The sequence below is a fragment of the Thermovibrio ammonificans HB-1 genome (genome assembly GCF_000185805.1).
GTDB classification, from domain to species: domain Bacteria; phylum Aquificota; class Aquificia; order Desulfurobacteriales; family Desulfurobacteriaceae; genus Thermovibrio; species Thermovibrio ammonificans.
On the sequence record NC_014926.1, the window covers coordinates 1263268 to 1279594 of the forward strand.

The 16327-nt window shown below is 52.4% G+C and carries 21 protein-coding genes and 1 tRNA gene; 13 read left to right on the forward strand and 9 right to left on the reverse strand.

Features of this window, described 5'->3' with window-relative positions:
- Window positions 1-3: 3 nt before the first annotated feature.
- The 5 genes from THEAM_RS06455 to THEAM_RS06475 are packed head-to-tail and all read left to right on the forward strand — an operon-like array spanning window position 4 to window position 3891.
- Complete coding sequence (locus THEAM_RS06455) at window positions 4-891, forward strand: KaiC domain-containing protein (protein ID WP_013538032.1); 888 nt, start codon at window positions 4-6, stop codon at window positions 889-891.
- Window positions 891-1337 (forward strand): TIGR00725 family protein, encoded by a 447-nt coding sequence (locus tag THEAM_RS06460; protein ID WP_013538033.1) that lies wholly within the window; start codon window positions 891-893, stop codon window positions 1335-1337. The genes THEAM_RS06455 and THEAM_RS06460 overlap by 1 nt, the downstream gene beginning before the upstream one ends.
- On the forward strand, window positions 1291-2550 hold the full coding sequence (locus THEAM_RS06465) for a hypothetical protein (protein ID WP_013538034.1): 1260 nt from the start codon (window positions 1291-1293) through the stop codon (window positions 2548-2550). Before THEAM_RS06460 ends, THEAM_RS06465 begins: the two co-directional genes overlap by 47 nt.
- On the forward strand, window positions 2541-3383 hold the full coding sequence (locus THEAM_RS06470; RefSeq protein WP_013538035.1) for a hypothetical protein: 843 nt from the start codon (window positions 2541-2543) through the stop codon (window positions 3381-3383). Before THEAM_RS06465 ends, THEAM_RS06470 begins: the two co-directional genes overlap by 10 nt.
- A 1-nt stretch (window position 3384) precedes the next feature.
- Complete coding sequence (locus THEAM_RS06475; RefSeq protein ID WP_013538036.1) at window positions 3385-3891, forward strand: shikimate kinase; 507 nt, start codon at window positions 3385-3387, stop codon at window positions 3889-3891.
- Here the strand turns inward: THEAM_RS06475 and THEAM_RS06480 are convergent.
- Genes THEAM_RS06480 through THEAM_RS06490 form a run of 3 tightly spaced genes read right to left on the reverse strand, consistent with a single transcriptional unit; the run spans window position 3867 to window position 7264 of the window.
- Window positions 3867-4763: a lysylphosphatidylglycerol synthase transmembrane domain-containing protein gene (locus THEAM_RS06480; RefSeq protein WP_013538037.1), complete on the reverse strand. Its 897-nt coding sequence runs from the start codon at window positions 4761-4763 to the stop codon at window positions 3867-3869. The two genes, THEAM_RS06475 and THEAM_RS06480, sit on opposite strands and share 25 nt — an antisense overlap.
- Window positions 4747-5715 carry a glycosyltransferase family 2 protein gene (locus THEAM_RS06485; protein ID WP_013538038.1) on the reverse strand — a complete coding sequence of 323 codons (969 nt, stop codon included), beginning with the start codon at window positions 5713-5715 and terminating at the stop codon, window positions 4747-4749. Before THEAM_RS06485 ends, THEAM_RS06480 begins: the two co-directional genes overlap by 17 nt.
- Window positions 5702-7264: an ArnT family glycosyltransferase gene (locus THEAM_RS06490; protein ID WP_013538039.1), complete on the reverse strand. Its 1563-nt coding sequence runs from the start codon at window positions 7262-7264 to the stop codon at window positions 5702-5704. Before THEAM_RS06490 ends, THEAM_RS06485 begins: the two co-directional genes overlap by 14 nt.
- 48 nt (window positions 7265-7312) lie before the next feature.
- On the opposite strand from THEAM_RS06490, the gene THEAM_RS06495 reads away from it, so the two are divergent.
- Window positions 7313-7570: a hypothetical protein gene (locus tag THEAM_RS06495; protein WP_013538040.1), complete on the forward strand. Its 258-nt coding sequence runs from the start codon at window positions 7313-7315 to the stop codon at window positions 7568-7570.
- Window positions 7548-9155, forward strand: a complete 1608-nt coding sequence (locus THEAM_RS06500) for an ArnT family glycosyltransferase (protein ID WP_013538041.1) — start codon at window positions 7548-7550, stop codon at window positions 9153-9155. Before THEAM_RS06495 ends, THEAM_RS06500 begins: the two co-directional genes overlap by 23 nt.
- Here the strand turns inward: THEAM_RS06500 and THEAM_RS06505 are convergent.
- On the reverse strand, window positions 9052-9858 hold the full coding sequence (locus THEAM_RS06505) for an SIR2 family NAD-dependent protein deacylase (RefSeq protein ID WP_013538042.1): 807 nt from the start codon (window positions 9856-9858) through the stop codon (window positions 9052-9054). The genes THEAM_RS06500 and THEAM_RS06505 overlap by 104 nt on opposite strands.
- Window positions 9859-9961: 103 nt before the next feature.
- On the opposite strand from THEAM_RS06505, the gene THEAM_RS06510 reads away from it, so the two are divergent.
- Both THEAM_RS06510 and THEAM_RS06515 read left to right on the forward strand, forming a co-directional pair.
- Window positions 9962-10489, forward strand: coding sequence for a hypothetical protein (locus THEAM_RS06510; protein WP_013538043.1), 528 nt, complete (start codon window positions 9962-9964; stop codon window positions 10487-10489).
- 15 nt (window positions 10490-10504) lie between these two features.
- A complete protein-coding gene (locus THEAM_RS06515) occupies window positions 10505-11038 on the forward strand; it encodes a GNAT family N-acetyltransferase (protein ID WP_013538044.1) in 534 nt (177 codons plus the stop codon).
- A gap of 90 nt (window positions 11039-11128) precedes the next feature.
- Here THEAM_RS06515 and THEAM_RS06520 read toward each other — a convergent pair.
- Window positions 11129-11215 (reverse strand) — tRNA-Leu (locus tag THEAM_RS06520).
- Window positions 11216-11315: 100 nt separating this feature from the next.
- On the opposite strand from THEAM_RS06520, the gene THEAM_RS06525 reads away from it, so the two are divergent.
- The 4 genes from THEAM_RS06525 (at window position 11316) to THEAM_RS06540 (ending at window position 13931) form a co-directional block, all read left to right on the forward strand.
- Complete coding sequence (locus THEAM_RS06525) at window positions 11316-12035, forward strand: MBL fold metallo-hydrolase (protein ID WP_013538045.1); 720 nt, start codon at window positions 11316-11318, stop codon at window positions 12033-12035.
- Window positions 12036-13382 (forward strand): signal recognition particle protein, encoded by a 1347-nt coding sequence (ffh, locus tag THEAM_RS06530; RefSeq protein WP_013538046.1) that lies wholly within the window; start codon window positions 12036-12038, stop codon window positions 13380-13382.
- Between the two features lie 65 nt (window positions 13383-13447).
- Window positions 13448-13678, forward strand: coding sequence for a 30S ribosomal protein S16 (rpsP, locus tag THEAM_RS06535; protein ID WP_013538047.1), 231 nt, complete (start codon window positions 13448-13450; stop codon window positions 13676-13678).
- 13 nt (window positions 13679-13691) lie between these two features.
- Window positions 13692-13931, forward strand: a complete 240-nt coding sequence (locus tag THEAM_RS06540; RefSeq protein WP_013538048.1) for a KH domain-containing protein — start codon at window positions 13692-13694, stop codon at window positions 13929-13931.
- 11 nt (window positions 13932-13942) lie between these two features.
- Here THEAM_RS06540 and THEAM_RS06545 read toward each other — a convergent pair whose 3' ends face one another.
- The 4 genes from THEAM_RS06545 to THEAM_RS06560 are packed head-to-tail and all read right to left on the reverse strand — an operon-like array spanning window position 13943 to window position 16326.
- Window positions 13943-14518, reverse strand: a complete 576-nt coding sequence (locus tag THEAM_RS06545; RefSeq protein WP_013538049.1) for a hypothetical protein — start codon at window positions 14516-14518, stop codon at window positions 13943-13945.
- A 26-nt stretch (window positions 14519-14544) separates the two neighbouring features.
- Window positions 14545-15210 carry a fructose-6-phosphate aldolase gene (fsa, locus tag THEAM_RS06550; protein ID WP_013538050.1) on the reverse strand — a complete coding sequence of 222 codons (666 nt, stop codon included), beginning with the start codon at window positions 15208-15210 and terminating at the stop codon, window positions 14545-14547.
- Window positions 15194-15682, reverse strand: coding sequence for a metal-dependent hydrolase (locus tag THEAM_RS06555; protein ID WP_013538051.1), 489 nt, complete (start codon window positions 15680-15682; stop codon window positions 15194-15196). Before THEAM_RS06555 ends, fsa begins: the two co-directional genes overlap by 17 nt.
- Window positions 15679-16326, reverse strand: coding sequence for an MBL fold metallo-hydrolase (locus THEAM_RS06560; protein WP_013538052.1), 648 nt, complete (start codon window positions 16324-16326; stop codon window positions 15679-15681). The genes THEAM_RS06555 and THEAM_RS06560 overlap by 4 nt, the downstream gene beginning before the upstream one ends.
- Window position 16327 lies beyond the last annotated feature (1 nt).

Here is a 16327-nt window from a genome sequence, read left to right on the forward strand (position 1 = left end):
GAGATGGCAGAGCACTTCTCAGAGAGAGAACCGAAAGTTATGAAAGACTACATATACGTGCTCGGGGAGGCCGTCAAAAAGGCCCCCAAACTCAAAGGTGTCCCCACTGGCGTAAAAGGGCTCGACGACCTCTTTTTCAAAGTGGAGATTGAAGAAGGCAAGCCCGTAAGAAAACCCTTAGGAGGCATCCCCGAGTACGCGGTGGTAAACCTCACCGGCATGCCCGACACCGGCAAAAGCCTCATGGCAGAGCAGTTCACAATAAAACAGGCATCAATGGGGCAGAAGGTCTGCTTTGTAACGGTTGAAAGCCCGGCAAACTTCGTTGCCGCCGGCCTAAAAGAGAGAGCAGCGGCAATGGGGGTAAACTTCGAAGAGATAGAGGACAACATCATACTCATAGATGCCGCAAGCAACTCCCGACTCAGAGACGACATCCCAACAATGCTCGACACCTTGGCCTACGTATACAGAACCTACAAGTGCCACAGAACCGTCATAGACTCCATAACGGGGCTCTACGAAGCCAAAGAGATGCTCGCCCGCTCCATAGTAAGGGCCTTCTTCAACTTTATGAAGAAGTGGTACCAAACGGCCATCTTTGTTTCCCAAAAGCGTAGCGGCCACGACGAGCTCTCGGCAGAGGCGGCCGGAGGCTACGCCGTAGGGCACATAGTAGACTGCTCGATGGTCCTATCCAAGGAAATCCTGCTCTCGCCGAGCAGAGCACGGGCCTTTAAAAAGGAGCTGGGAGACATTCTGCGGCTGTTCAGAATAGACGGATGTAGGCTGTGCGGCCACGACACGAGACTTCACCTGATGGAGATAAACGAGCTGGGCCTTGTAGAGATAAAAGAACCGCTTGTGGAGTACCTTAAGGGAAGGAAGTAATGGAAACAGTTTCCGTAATAGGAGACGGCACGGCCCCTCCAGAGAGCGAACTCTACAGGGTGGCCGTTAAAGTCGGCCGCCTGATAGCCGAAAAAGGGTACGCCCTCGTTACCGGGGGGCTCTTCGGCGTAATGGAAGGAGCCTCTAAAGGAGCGAAAGAGGCCAGCGGCCTCGTAGTGGGCATACTTCCCCACTACGAGGAGCTCTCCAATCCCTTTATAGACATTAAAATTCCCACTGGGCTGGGCCACGCCAGAAATGTTATAGTAGTCTCAACGTCAAGGACCGTAGTGGCTATCGGCGGGGGATACGGGACCCTCAGCGAGATAGGACACGCCCTCAAAATGGGCAAAAGAGTGTTGGGCTACAAAACCTGGGGTGTTAAAGGAATTGAAAACTATGAAAGCCTTGACGATTTTCTTAACGCTCTTTCTAACGCTATTTAGCCCTGTAGCCGCAATCTCTGCGAACACCCCTCCCTCGGTTAAGCAGTTGCTACAGAAGCTGGAGAACGACATAAAAGCCCAAAAAGACGAAAAAACGGTAAATAGCGACGTTGAACAGATACTCAAGGCAAAGGAAGAGCTTCCCATCTCCTTCGTCCCCGAGCTCAACTACCTTACAGGCCGCAAAGTAGAGCTCCTACCGGAAACCTCCCTTACAACCATAGACAGAATCTACTTTACCGTCCAGCCGGTTGAAAGGGCCCTCGAGGCCTTGGTATTCCTAATAGTCTTCTACACGTTCATCTTCTACTTCCAGCACGCAAGCGTACCCCCCAGAATAAAGCAGCTCCTCACGCTCGCCTCTACGGTAACCCTGACCTTTGCGGCCATTGCCAGGGTAAAACTGCTCTTCTTCTTCCTCACTGGCCTTGCTGTATCACAGGCCCTCGGCATAAACAAGCGCAGAACAACCCTATTCCTCGCCCTGTCGGGAGTGCTGCTGATAGCCCTGAACGCAGTAAACGAAACCATCCTCGACTACGAAAGGTGCTCCAAGTTCCTCTACAAAGTAAAAGTTGAACGGGACGGCTACGCACCTCCGTTCCTCATAGAGAGGGCAATCAGAGAGGAGAAGAGGCGCAAACTCGAGCTCATAACAAACGACATCGCCCTTGGGGAGCTTCAAAGGGCCGAAGAGCTCAAAAAAATGAAGTTCAAAGACCCAACGCTCAGGGCCATAGCAGAGAACGACTTGGGCTTCGTTTCCTTTGTAAAGGGAGACTACAAGAAGGCCCTTGAACACTTCAAGAGGGCAGAAAATTTCCTCCACTCGCCTACGGTCCTGTTCAACCTCTACCTTACCTACACCGGCCTATTAGAGCTTCAGAAAGCCGAAGAGATAAAGAAAAAGCTCGTTAAAGAGGCCGTTTTCGAGACCCTAAAAGCCTCAACGGTTCCCCTACTCATCCACGTCCCCCCCGACCCCTTCAGGGCCGAAGTCCCCCTTAAGCCGTTTGTGGCCCTCTTTACAGGCATCGGCCTGGGTTTCCTGCTTGAAAGGCGGTTCGGGCCCAAGTTTGAAAAGATAGAAACGAGCGTCCTAAGCGTTCCGGGAATGATTCACTACGTTAACTCCCGAATAAGGGTATTCATACTGGTAGGGTTCATCCTGCTCCTCATAAACGTCATCTTGGGTCAGGTGATATGCAGGTAGTAAAGGGAAGAATATTCAAACTCCAAGACCTTCTGATACTTCTGGACATGGCAACCGATAGGAACGGAAGGCTAATCCTCTACCTCCCCTACAAACAGCGGGAGCTGTCGCTGTGCTACAGGGGAGACTCCTTTATAGTTGAAGGGGCAACCGGAGACCCAAAGTTCGAAGTCATCTCCTTCATAGAGGAGTGGCTCAGAGGGGAGATACCGGCAAACTTCGAGCTGTACGACGGCGAGCTGTGCGAGGAGGGGAAGGAGATAGACAAAGAAGAGCTCATAAAAATAGTGGGAGACCCTCTCTTCAAAGAGATAGACGAGATACCCGACCACTTCGAAATTGTAACCATAAACGTCCAAAGGGCCCCCTCCTTCCTGGTGGCCCACTGGACCGCCAAAAGGCCGGTTAACAGCTGGGAAGTCTACAACCACGGGGTCACGCTCTTCGACATACTCAAGCTGATTAACGATGGCGCCCTCACGATAAAGCCCTACTCGGCGGTTGAGAGCTTCCCCACCAAACTCCGACTCCTCATGGTTGCCGTTGCGGCGGTAACCCTCCTCTACTACGTTGCACCCTTCAACTACACCAGCGGCAACGTTCTAAAGCTGAACAAGGCGATTAACTGGGCCCTCACCTACAAAATCATCCTCACAAACCCCGCCGGCGAGGTAGAGCTTCCGGTCAAAGGCTGCTTCAGAACCCACTTCTACCTTCAGGGGAACAGGGTAATAAACCCCGGGCTCGACCAGATACCGGGAACGGGAGACGACACGGTAGCCCGCCTCCCCAACAGGGGCTACAAACCCGTTTACGCAATACCGGAGAAGTAAGGTGAAAGTGGTGCTGGTAGGCTTCATGGGAAGCGGCAAATCAACGGTGGGGAAGCTCCTCGAAAGGGAGCTCCGCATTCCCCTTATAGACCTGGACTCCCTCATAGAGGAGAGAACGGGAAAAACCATCCCGCAAATATTCCGAGAGGAGGGCCAGGAGAGGTTCAGGGAAATCGAAAGTCAGCTCCTCAGGGAGCTGCTGAGCAGTAAAGGGAGCTTCATAATCTCAACCGGCGGCGGAACTCCGTGCCACAAGAACAACGCAGAGGAGATAAACAGAAAAGCCGTATCGGTCTTCCTGTACGCGCCTTTTGAGACCCTCTGGGAGCGAATAAAGGGAGACACAAACCGGCCCCTAACGAAACTGGGGAAGGAGAAGCTGAAAGAGCTCTACGAGAACAGACTCCCCTTCTATACAAAAGCCCACTTAACGGTAAACACGGAAGGCAAAACCGCCGAAGAGGTTGCAGAGGAGATTAAAAACTACCTTAAACGGCGAGAGAGGTAAAGCCACCCTCCAAAAGCCAAAAGCCCCGACATGAGAAGGAGCAGAAGGTGAAAGTAAAAGGCAACGGTTAAAGCGTAGCTCCCCTTAAAGCCCAAAAGGGCGAAACCGCCCACCAAACCCGCCTCAAAAGTCCCGAACCCTCCTACACTGTGAACCGGCAGAACGGTGGTGAGCTCCGCAAAAGTAGAGGCAAAAACCGTTTGGAAGTAGTTCAGGTTAACCCCGGCTGCCCTCAAAATAAAGTAGAACGACAGGAACTTGAAGACCCAGATTGCAACCGACAGGCCCAGCATGTAAAACACCTTCCTAAGGGAGACAAACTCGGTCAGAAAGGCGAAAACGGTGGCGAAAACGGCAAACCGCCCCTTGAGCAGCTTAACGAGCTTAAAGGCGAGGAAGGCAAAAAGGAGAATGGCAACAAGGGCAACGGCCGGAATGACCATAAGCTCCCACCTGCCGGCGGCAACAAAGAGAGCAGAAACCAGAAAGAGAAGGGCCAGGGAGAAAAGGTCTAAGAGCCTGGCAACCGTTAAAGCGGTAGAGGAGACAGAGGCGTCTACCCCGAAGAGCTTCTTCAGAATTATCGGAAAAGAGGCCTCCCCTGAGCGGAAGGGCATCACGTTGTTGAAGAAGGTGTGAACGGCAATAACCGCCGAGAGGTCTAAGGTCTTTATCTGGGGAAAGAGGAGGGCAAACCGCTTTGCCCTGAAAAAGTAAACGCTACAGTAAACGAGGAGCGAGAGGAAAAGGTAAACCGGGTGGAGCCTGCGAACCATCTGGGCAAGCCGAGGGATAACGTCGTACTCGTAGAGGAAGTAGGCAAAAACCGCAAGTATTACAAACGATACCGCTAAACTACCCTTCCTGCTCAAAGTTAATCGCTCTCCTTATAACGTAGGGGACTTTGTTCTGGGACTCGTAGTAGATTCGCATCAGAATCTCGGAAATTATCCCGGTTGTGAACATCTGGATACCGGCAAGGATAAAAAGAACCGACACTATCAGGAGGGGCCTACCCCCGATTGAGTGGCCGGTCAGCTTCAGGAAAACCAAGTAGAGGAACGGAACAACCCCAATCAGGAAGAGAATAAGCCCGAGAATCCCGAAAAAGTGAATGGGCTTCTGCATAAACTTCTGGAGGAACCAGATGAAAAAGAGGTCGGAGATAACCTTAAAGGTTCGTGATATGCCGTACTTAGATTTCCCGAAACGCCTGGGGTGGTGCTTAACGGGAATCTCCACTATTCTGTCAACCGACGTAACTGTTGCCGCAAGGGCGGGAATGAAGCGGTGAAGCTCTCCGTAGAGGCGAACCCTCTTGATAACGTCGCTCCTGTAGGCCTTCAGGGTGCAGCCGTAGTCGTGAATCCTCACTCCTGTCAGCTTACCTATGAGCCAGTTGGCAATCTTCGAGGGCAGCTTCCTGGAGATGGCCGCGTCCTGCCGGTTCTTCCTCCAGCCGCTTACAACGTCGTAACCCTTCTTTATCTCCTCCAGTAGCCTCGGAATGTCCTCAGGGTCGTTCTGAAGGTCGCCGTCCATGGTGATTATCACGTCGCCTGTGGCGTGGTCCATACCCGCAGCCATAGCCGCCGTTTGGCCGAAGTTCCTCGCAAACTCGATAACCTTAACCTTCGGGTCCTTAGCGGCTATCTCCTCAAGAACCCGAGGGGTTCTGTCTGTGCTCCCGTCGTCTACAAATATTATCTCGTAGTCGTAGGGGAGCTTCTCCAGAACACCTTTCAGCTTCTCGTAAAGGAGGGGGACGTTCTCCTCCTCGTTGAAGACGGGAATAACAACCGAAATCTTCCTAATCTCCTCCATCTAACCGCTCCTTAGAGTAGTTGGAGATGACTACAAGGGTGTGGTTGGTAAGAAGCTCCTTCCGTCTGAAGAGGACGTGATATTTTACCCCTTCAAGCCTTTTAAGCCTGTTCTCCCTGGTAACAACAACAACGGGCTTCCTTAAAGAGAGCAGCTTTTTCACCTTACCGACGCCCAAATCGGGAATAGGCCCTTCCCTGAACCTGTAAACAATCTCGGGGCTGGTGTAGCTGAGGAAAACCACCCGGCACTCCCTGCACTTCTCAACTATAGAGCGGAGCTCATCGCCAACAGCGGGCTTTGCCCTGAGGGGCTGAAGAGAAGGAAGGGTTATCCACTTAAACAGGAGCATACCGGCAAGAAAGCCGTAAGTTATCGGCCTTAACGCCTCCTTGCTCCACAGGGCCCAAAGGGCTCCAATCAGCGGAGGAGCAACAAAGAGCAGCCCCACAACCGGCCACCCCTTGTAAAGCCAGAAGGCCACACCCACCACGGCGAGCAGCAGGAAGAGGGCGGCTGTAAGGTAAACAGGGAGCCTGTCCCTGAACCTCAAAAGGTACCAGGTCACTATAACGGCAAAGGCGGGAAAGGAGGGGAGCAGGTAGTGGGCGAGCTTCGTGTGAGCAATCTGGAAAAAGGCAAAAACGGTAAAGAACCAAACAAGGCTGTACTCGAGAACGTCGTCTCCCAAGTGTTCCCTCTGCCTGTAGAGCTTGTAAAGGGCAAAGGGGAAGAAGAGGGACCAGGGCAGGTAGAGCCAGAAGTAGTTTGCAAAGTAGTACCACCACTGGGTAGGGTGGCCCGGAATCTTACCGGTAAACCTGTGGATGTTATGGAAGACTATGAAGTCCATAAAGAACTGACGACCGTGTTTAACAAATATCGCCGCATACCAGGGAAGAACTACGGCAAAGTAGAGCAAAAAGCCCGAAAGCCACGGAATACCCTTTAAAGTAGAGATGAGCTCCCTCCGGAGCGCCAGGAAGATAACGGCCACCAAACCGGGAAGAACGAGCCCTACGGGGCCCTTTGTGAGGGTTGCGAAACCGGCCGCCACAAAGGCCAGGTTGTAAAAGAGGTTACTTCGCCTCTTATACCCCTCAAAAAAGAAGATAAGGGCCGCAGATATAAAGAAGGTGAGCACTATATCGGGCATTGCAACCGAGGACATAACTATGAAATCCAGAAGGGAAAGGAGGACAAGTGAACCCCAGAAGGCAAACTCCCTCCCCTTCCACCTATTCAGCCACCAGTAGAGGAGGGCAACCGTAAAGACCCCAAAGAGGGAAACGAAGAACCGCCCGCCGAACTCTCCTACGCCGAAGAGTTTGTAGCCTGCAACAATCAGCCAGTAGATAAGCACCGGCTTGTCGAACCTATACTGGTAGTTGTAGTAAGGGGTTATGTAATCTCCCCTCTTTACCATCTCCCAGGCGGCCTCAAGGTACTTGGGCTCGTCTTTATCGAAGGCGGTGTAGAGGCCTCCGGGGAGAACAAGCAGGACGAAGGCAAGCAGGACAACAAACCAAAACCGCTTATCTTTCAGCATTCGAAAACTCCAATAAAATTACCCAAGCTAAATATAAGGAGCTTCAACATGGGGAAGTATACCCGACTCATGAAGTGTTCAACCTGCGGGAACGCAGGGGAGTTCACCTACATAGGCTCACGGAACGTAAACCGGGAAGGGGACATAAAAGAGATTATCGGGGAAAAAGAGATGTGGATAAGCTACTTCCGCTGCCCCAGCTGCGGAGCGGTAGAGGTTGAGTTCCACCCTGTAGGCGAAAAGCCCGACGTTCCGAAGGAGTTCTTCGTAGAGGTTGGTAAAGATGGAAAGAAACTGGGAGAGTAAACTCCTAAAGTGGTTCCTCGGCTTCCTCTTTGTAGCCTTCCTCATAAACATCGGAACCCTTGTCCTCATCCACGAGGAGCCCAGGAGGGGAATAATCACCTTCGAGATGCTTAAAACCCACAACTTCCTGCAGCCTACGGTTTTGGGAGTTCCCTACTTTAAAAAACCCCCCCTACACGAGTGGATAACTTCCCTCTTTTCGGTCATTGCGGGAAGCGTTTGCGAGGTTTCCCTGAGGCTCCCGTCGGCGGTAGCGGTAATAGCAACGGCTGCCTTAATCTACCTGCTGGGTAAGAAGTTTGTAGGCAAAAGGGGGGCGCTCTTCGGGGCCCTAATCTACCCTACTTTCTTTATGGTCCTTGTAGGCTACGGGACAAAGTGCGAACCCGACACCCTGTTTACCCTCTTTAACGCGGCAGCAGTCCTGAGCTGGCTCTACCTCTTTGAAGCGGGAAGGAGATACGCCGCCTGGACGGCGGGTTACTTTTTCACCTCCCTTGCCCTGCTTACAAAGGGGTTACCGGCACTGGCCTTCTTCCTACTCATGCCCGCAACTTACGCCCTTTTAAGAAAAGAGCCGAGAGTCTTCCTCTCTAAGGAGCACCTTGTAGGGGCGGCAGTGGGGCTAACGCCGTTCCTGCTGTGGGTGGCAAGCGTCAATCGGGAGAAGGCGATAGAGACCCTCCTTGCAGAGGTAACGGCAAGGGCCCCTGAGCACTTCTCGGCTCTGAAGGCTTTAAAGCGCTACCTGAGCTATCCGTTCAGGCTTTTAGCGGCAACGCTCCCCTGGTCGGCGATGCTGCTCTGGGCGTGGCGAAAAAGGGGGTTAAAGGGGGAAGAATTCTACCCGAAGCTCTTCCTAACCTGGTTTGCAGTTAACGGGGTTATCTACTGGCTCTTCCCGGGAACAAGGCTTCGCTACCTGATGCCGGCGCTGCCGGTTCTGGCCCTGTACGGCGGGTGGCTCCTCTCTGAAAGCAAAGTGCTCCACAAGAGGGCAAAGGAGATTTTAAAGTTCACGGCCCAGGTGATTGTTCTGGTGGGCATCGTGGCAGGGGTTGTCGCAACGAAGAACCCCTCCCTAACCCTGCAGTGTACGGTAACCTTCCTCATATTCCTATACGCACTTTACTTCCTGTTTATACCGCGTTTCAACTTCACCTACACGGTTATCCTCGTTGCCTCGCTCATGCTCATTCTGCGAGGGTTCTACAGCTCCTACTACTACCCGATAGCCCAGTTTAAGTACCCTCCTGTTAGGGAGGTTGCGGCCCAAATAGTAAAGGACTCTGCCGGATACCCGCTTTTCACAAAAACCACATACCTCCAGCTCTGTTTCTACGTTGAGAGGGGCAGGAACGAGCTCCTAAGGTTTACAGAGCACCCCCCAAAAGAGAGCCTCTTCCTCTCCCAAAGGCCAGAAGGGCACGTGTTAAGGGAGTACAGGCTTGGGAGACACAGGTTCTTCCTCTGCTCCTACTCTATCGGGAGCTTAAAGCCTCAACAAAGCGGGGAAGGAAAGAGGCAGCAGACTCCCGAAAAACGAAGTCGCAGCGGGCAGAAAGGGGAGTCTCTTCGGGGTTAACCTCTACGAGGATTGCCCCCGAACGCTTGGCCACCAGGGGTAAAGAGGCGGCCGGCTGAACAACAGCCGAGGTTCCAACCGAGAAGAAGAGCTCAGCGGCAGAGGAGGCCCTAAGGGCAGACTCTAAGGCTGCGGGGGGAAGCTCCTCACCGAACCAGACAACGCCGGGCCCTACAAGCTCTCCGCACCTTTTACAGACCGGAAGGTTTCGGCGAAGCTCGGGGAAAACCCTCTCTTTAAGCTCTTGCTCGGTTACAGAGCGCAGAAAGGACTTATCGGCAAAGGGGAAGAGCTCGGCAAACTCCCTCTCTGAATAGTGCTTACCGCAGTAGCGGCACTTCCCCTCGAAGATGTTGCCGTGAAGCTCTACTATATTCTTAGAGCCGGCTTCCCTGTGGAGGCCGTCTACGTTCTGAGTTACAAGGAGGAAGCTGGGGTAAAGCCTCTCCATACGGGCCAACGCGTAGTGGCCGGGGTTGGGGGAGGCGTTTGCAATCAGGTGCATCCGCCACAGGTACCACTGCCAAACGAGAAGTGGGTCTCTCTCAAAGGCTTCAAAGGTTGCAAGCTCTGTGGGGTTATACCTGTTCCACAGGCCGTCTTTCCCCCTGAAGGTGGGAATTCCGCTCTCGGCGCTTATACCGGCACCGGTTAGAACAACAACTCTATCAGGGTTTTTAGCCAACTCAACCAACCTTTCCACGGCCGATACCTCCCAAAGTTAAATTATTTTCTGGAAAACGGTGAATTTAAGAGTTTAGATTTCAGTCAAAGAAATTATTCAATAACCACGAGGGGGAGACGAGTTGGTTTGGCGTAGAGCTATACCTCTTACCCTTCAAAACGTTCTAACTTTTCTCGACGACCAACCCGGGATATTTAAAATCTTCTTACCCGAAGAGCACGTTTTCAGCCTCGTAAAGTCCTCCTCTAAAACTTACTGGCTGGGGGTTTTGAGAAACAGCGCCCTCTGGCCGAGGCTCAAAAGAGAAGAGATTGTAAGAACCTCGGAGAACGTATTAAACGGAATTAAAATCAAAGCCCTTACGAACTGTATCCTCATCGGGAAGTGCAGGAAGAGTTTGAAAGATGAGCTTCTCAACCTCCTGCAACGCCTGGACAACCCCTGCATAAAGCAGCTCCTACAAGCCAAAATCCCTCTGAGGTTCACGGTAAAGGAAACGCCCTACCTACAGGAGTTCCACCTTGAGCTGAAGCACTTCCTCACCCAGTCTGCGGGAATCTGCCCGCCGGCCCACTGCGGCCGCTACTGCTGCGAGGAGGCCGGAGGCGTTTCGGTTCCGGTAATCATCAACAGAGAAGAAATCTGTTAGTGGGGGGAGTAGATTATGTTTAAGCTGTGGGAAAGTTTCCTCAGGTGGCTCACGGCAAACTTTGAAGAGTCGCCGAAAGAGCCGACAGTCAACATCATCGTTATCAACGAAGACGTTACCCTAATGAACCAGTTCAGGAAGCTCTTCCTGAGGGAGTTCTGCCGGTTTGCCGGGAACTTCCCTCCGTGCAGGAAACCAAGCGTCGAAAGGGAGACGGAGGTAAGGAAGTACCTCTCGGAGGTAATCGTGCCGTTTCACCACATTTGGGGGGTTGTAAAGGAGGGGAGGCTGATAGGGTTTGCTGCGGTAATGAAAAACGGCAAAAACAGCGGAGGGACCCACAAGATATCCCACATATTTGTTGAAGAAGGGGAAGGCAGGATAACCGAGAGTCTGGTGAAGCTGTGTAAGGAGTTCTACAAAAAGCTCTACATAGAGCTTCCCGCCGACAGCCACCTGGTAAACCTCTTAAAAAGGCTCGGTTTCAAAGAGGTAAAGCGGGAAAAGAGGGAAGGGGGCACCGTGGTGGCCCTCTCTTTCCATAGATGAACACCGATTCAGAATTAATTCCGTTTTAAGAATAAAAACGCCCGCCTAATATTCGCAAACCGGAATGAAAGAGAGGGAAGGGTTGAGAAGTGGTGCCCGGGGCGGGATTTGAACCCGCACGGCCTTGCGGCCACAGGATCCTGAGTCCTGCGCGTCTGCCAATTCCGCCACCCGGGCATTTGACAGGTAAATAATATAGGAAAATTCCGGCCGAAAAGCTACCGTGCACACACCATAAAAAAGCGTAAATTTAAACTCAACCCAAAAGGGAGGAGATGTGGAAAGGCTAACAATACTTTACGACAACAGGGCCGTAGAGGGCTTTAAGGCAGACTGGGGCTTTTCCGCCCTTGTAGAGCTCGAAGAGGAGAACATACTCTTTGACACCGGGGCAAAACCGGAAATCCTCAAAGAGAACATGGCAAGGGCCGGCGTAGACCCCGAAGACGCCGACAAACTCTTCATCTCCCACAACCACTGGGACCATGTGGGAGGACTGGAGCTCATAGTCAAAGAAAGACCCGACGTAGAAATCTTCGTTCCCGAGCCCGACTGCATAGAGGTTGAAGAGAAACTGCCCGAAACCGCCGTGTGCGTTCCGGTTACCGGGCCGACCTACATAAGCAGCAGAGCGATATCCACGGGGATTATGGAGACGGGGCTTGAAGCTCCCGCCTACGAACAGGCCTTAATAGTAACCACCCAGCTGGGACCGGTGCTGATAACCGGGTGTTCCCACCCTTCAATAGTTGAGATTGCAAAAAAGGCCGTTTCCATAACCGGTGAAACTCTGTTCCTAACGGTAGGCGGATTTCACCTGTTCAGGGCAACAGACGCCGAAGTAGAGGAAACGGCAAAAGAGCTTCAGCGCTTCACCCAGTTCGTTGCCCCCTGCCACTGCACCGGGGAGAAGGCGATAGAGGTGTTCAGGAAGCTCTGGGGCGACAGGTTCGTAGAGGCGATGGCAGGAGTAGAAATCCCCTTAGAGGAGGAGTAGATGTTCGACGCTCTGGCCGAAAGAGTCCAGTCTGCCATAGAGAAAATCGGCAGAAAGGGCAGAATAGACCAGGAGACCCTCAACAAGGGCTTAAGGGAGATAAAGCTGGCGCTCCTTGAAGCCGACGTTAACTACAAGGTTGTCTCCAAGTTCATAAACGACATAAAAGAGAAGGCACTCGGCGCCGAAGTTGTAAAGGGGGTAAACCCGGCGCAACAGCTGGTAAAAATCGTCTACGATGAGCTCGTAGAGGCCCTCGGCGGAGAGGGTGCCAAGCTGGAGCTCAAAAGCAAACCGGCAGTTATACTCCTGATAGGCCTTCAAGGTTCGGGAAAGACAACAACGGCCGCCAAACTGGCGAACTACCTGAAAAAACAGGGGAAAAAAGTGCTCCTCACCTCGGCCGACGTTTACAGGCCGGCCGCGATGCTCCAGCTGAAAAAGCTGGGCGACAAGATAGGCGTTCCCGTCTTCCTCGAAGAGGATGAAAAGGACGCCGTAAAAATAGCCAAAGACGCCCTTAAAAAGGCCAAAGAGGAGAACTACGACGTTCTCATTATAGACACGGCCGGAAGGCTCCACATAGACGAAGAGCTCCTTGAAGAGGCAAAACGCATAAAGGAAGAGACTAACCCCGACGAAGTGCTCTTCGTAATAGACGCAATGACCGGCCAGGAGTCGGTGAACATCGCCAAGGCCTTCAACGAGGCCGTAGGAATGACCGGAATAGTCCTCACAAAGATGGACTCAGACGCAAGGGGCGGGGTTGCCCTTTCGGTTAAAGGGGTAACGGGAAAGCCTATAAAGTTCGCAGGCGTAGGCGAGAAGATAGAGGACTTCCAGCCCTTCTACCCCGACAGGGTGGCCTCCAGAATCTTGGGTATGGGAGATATCGTCTCCCTCGTAGAGAAGGCCCAAGAGGTCATAGACGAGAAAGAGGCCCTCTCTATGCAGGAGAAGCTGCTGTCGGGTGAGTTCACCCTCGAGGACTTCAGGAAACAGCTACAGATGATTCAGCGGCTCGGGCCGCTCCAGCAGGTAATCAGGATGATTCCCGGACTGGGAAGCCAGAAAATCCTGAAACAGCTGGAGGAGGTAATAGACGACAAGAAGCTCAAACGCATAGAAGCGATAATAAACTCCATGACGCCCGAAGAGAGGAGAAACCACGCAATCATAAACGCCAGCAGGAAGAGGAGAATAGCCAGGGGAAGCGGAACATCGGTAAAGGAGGTAGACGCCCTGCTGAAGCAGTTCGTCCAGATGAAAATGGCAATGAAGCAGATGAGGAAGATGCAGAAAAAGCTGGCGAAGAAGGGAGGAAGGTTCCCGTTCCCCTTTATGTAAGGGTTGAACTCGGGGCGGTTTAGGCTAAAATTAGACCTCAAAATCTCTATGATAGGAGGAGGCCGTTGGTTAAGATAAGGTTAAAGAAGATGGGTAGGAAGAAGCTCCCCGTTTACAAGATTGTAGTAGCAGAGGCTATGTCTAAGAGGGACGGAAGGGCGGTAGATATCCTCGGCACCTACAACCCCAAGTCTAAGGAGCTCCAGCTGGACGTAGAGAAAACCAAGGAGTGGCTCGCAAAGGGAGCAGAGCCTACCCCAAGGGTGGCTTCACTCATCAAAAAGGCGATGCAGTAACGGGAGGTAGACCATGTCCAACCTGAAAGAGATGGTTGAGTGTGTAGCAAAGAGGCTTGTAGACAACCCCGACGCAGTTCAGGTAACCGAAACCGAAGGGGAGAGGACAATAGTTATAGAGCTCAAGGTTGACCCCAAAGACCTCGGTAAGGTTATCGGCAGGCAGGGAAGAACCGCCAAAGCCCTCAGAACCCTCCTCTCTGCAGCTGCAACCAAGATGGGCAAGAGGGCAGTTCTCGAGATTATAGAGTAGCGGCCGCTCCGCTACTCTTTCCCCCCTTTACACCTCTCAATAACGCTGTTGGCAGTGCAGTCCTTCTCGATAAAGAAGCTCTCTATTTTGTAGTTGAGGAGGATATTCCTGTTACTGTAGGTTTTGGCCTTTAAGTTCAAGAGCATTGTATCAAGCCGCTTGAGAATCACCTGGAGGTCTGCCCTGTTCTTCAGGGGGAAGATTATCCCGATTGTAGAGTCGTCTACCTTAAAGAGCATATCGCTCGGCCTTATGTGGCCGTCTATGTAGGTTGCTATGTAGTCTATAATCGACTTCTTCTCGGTCGGCGGGATGTCTCCGAAAAGGGAGAGCCTGATAACCACACAGGCCAGGCTCTCGTCGCTAACGTACTTCATACGCTCTATGAGCCTTCCAATCCTCTGCTTCACAAACTTGGCCTTCGGTATAAAGGACTCTTTGTCAACAAGGCTTTTATACTCCTCGAGCTCCTTGCCCAAGAGCTCCACAACGTACTCCACCTCTTCAAGCTCTTTAAGGCTCTCCTTTACGAGGTGGAGCGCCTGTTTCACCTTCTCAATTTTCAGGTTTTCACCGTTAAACTCCACAACCCCCCTCCTTGGCCGCAGGGCCCCTACTTCTTAAAAATTTGGTCCTTATCGGGAACTTTTGCCCAGTCCTCAAGGAACCTCTCTATACCTATGTCCGTAAGTGGATGCTTCGCCAGCTGCTTGATAACTTTAAAGGGAATGGTAGCTATGTCGGCTCCGAGCAGCGCAGCCTGGAGAACGTGCTGCGGGTGCCTTATGCTGGCAACTATTATCTCCGTTTCAAAGCCGTAGTTGTCGTATATCTGAACTATCTGCGCTATAAGCTCCATCCCCTCGTGGCCGATGTCGTCGAGCCTGCCGACAAAGGGAGAGACGTAGGTTGCTCCAGCCTTTGCAGCAAGAAGGGCCTGAAGGGGAGAGAATACGAGGGTAACGTTGGTCTTTATACCTTCGGCAGAGAGGATTTTAACGGCCCTGAGCCCCTCTGTTGTCATGGGTATCTTGATAACAACGTTGTCGCCGAGCTTCGCAAGCTGACGGGCCTCGTCTACCATACCTTGGGTATCGAGGCTCACAACTTCAAGGCTCACAGGGCCCGGAACCGTTTCAAGTATCTCTTTTGCAACCTCCAGGAACGGCCTGCCGGTTTTTGAAACGAGGGTGGGGTTGGTGGTTACGCCGTCTATGAGGCCCATCTCCATGGCCTGCTTTATCTCGTTAATATCGGCCGTATCAATGAAGAACTTCATTTAAACCTCCCAAGCCGAGAATTTCTAAGTAGTTCAGATTTTCGTGTTGAACCTGGTAAAGGATAACAAAGAGCAGGATAAGTATAACAAAAAGCTCTCCGAGCTTCCCTGTTTTAAAGAGTTTTAGGGATAACCTCGGGTAGTAGGTGTGCTTGTAGGGAATGCCGAGGGGAGTTAAGGCATCTAAGAGAAGGTGGGTGGCAAAGCCCACGGTAAAGGAGAGGAGCCACACCCCTAAGGTGTGGTTAATGAAGTCTTTAACCCACAGAGAGGCCATAAAGAGCACCGGGAGCCAGAGAAGGTGGTGGGTGATTCCCCTGTGGGCGTTGAAGAGGGTCCTTTTGGGAGGGAAGGGAAGGCCCTTTTTAAGGTCGAGGTCGGGGAGAAGGGCTCCCAAAAGGGCCGGAATGAGGGGCAGGTTGAGGGCGAGCGAGGCAACTACAGCAGCGAGCATATGGGTTCCGAGGGTCATCCCACCAGCTCTTTAATGAAGGGGTTGGTTTGAAGCTCTTCCTCTACTGTGGTGGTCTCTCCGTGGCCCGGCACTATTAGGGTATCTCTGGGAACGGACTGTAGGAAGCGCAGTATAGAGCTTTTAAGCTGGAAGTAGTCGCTCATGGGCAGGTCGTAACGGCCTATGCTGCCTTTAAAGATGAGGTCTCCGACAACGGCGAGCTTCTCGGAGGGGAAGAAGAAACAGACGCTACCGGGCGAGTGTCCGGGCGTGTGTATCACCTTAAACTCTAAGCTGCCGAGCTTCAGAACCTCTCCCCCCCTAAGTCTCCTGTCGGGAGGAGGTGAAAACTCGGCTCCGGCCAATTGGCCTATCTCGCTCTGAGTCCAGAAATTTAGGTGTTTTGCACCATCTTCGTGGATTAGAAGCTCCGCGTTGGGGAAGGTAAGCTTCGCCCAGGAGTTGGCAGCAGTATGGTCGGGGTGCTCGTGGGTGTTGAGAATGTAAACCACATCGAGCCCCTTTCTGTCTGCAACATCTTGGGCCTCCTCAACGGCCTTCCTGTCGGCAGGGTCAACAAGTGCCGCCTTCTTGCTACCTTCATCCCAAAGGAGCAAAGTGTTAACTATAAACGGCCCCGAAGGGATAATCGTCACTTTCATA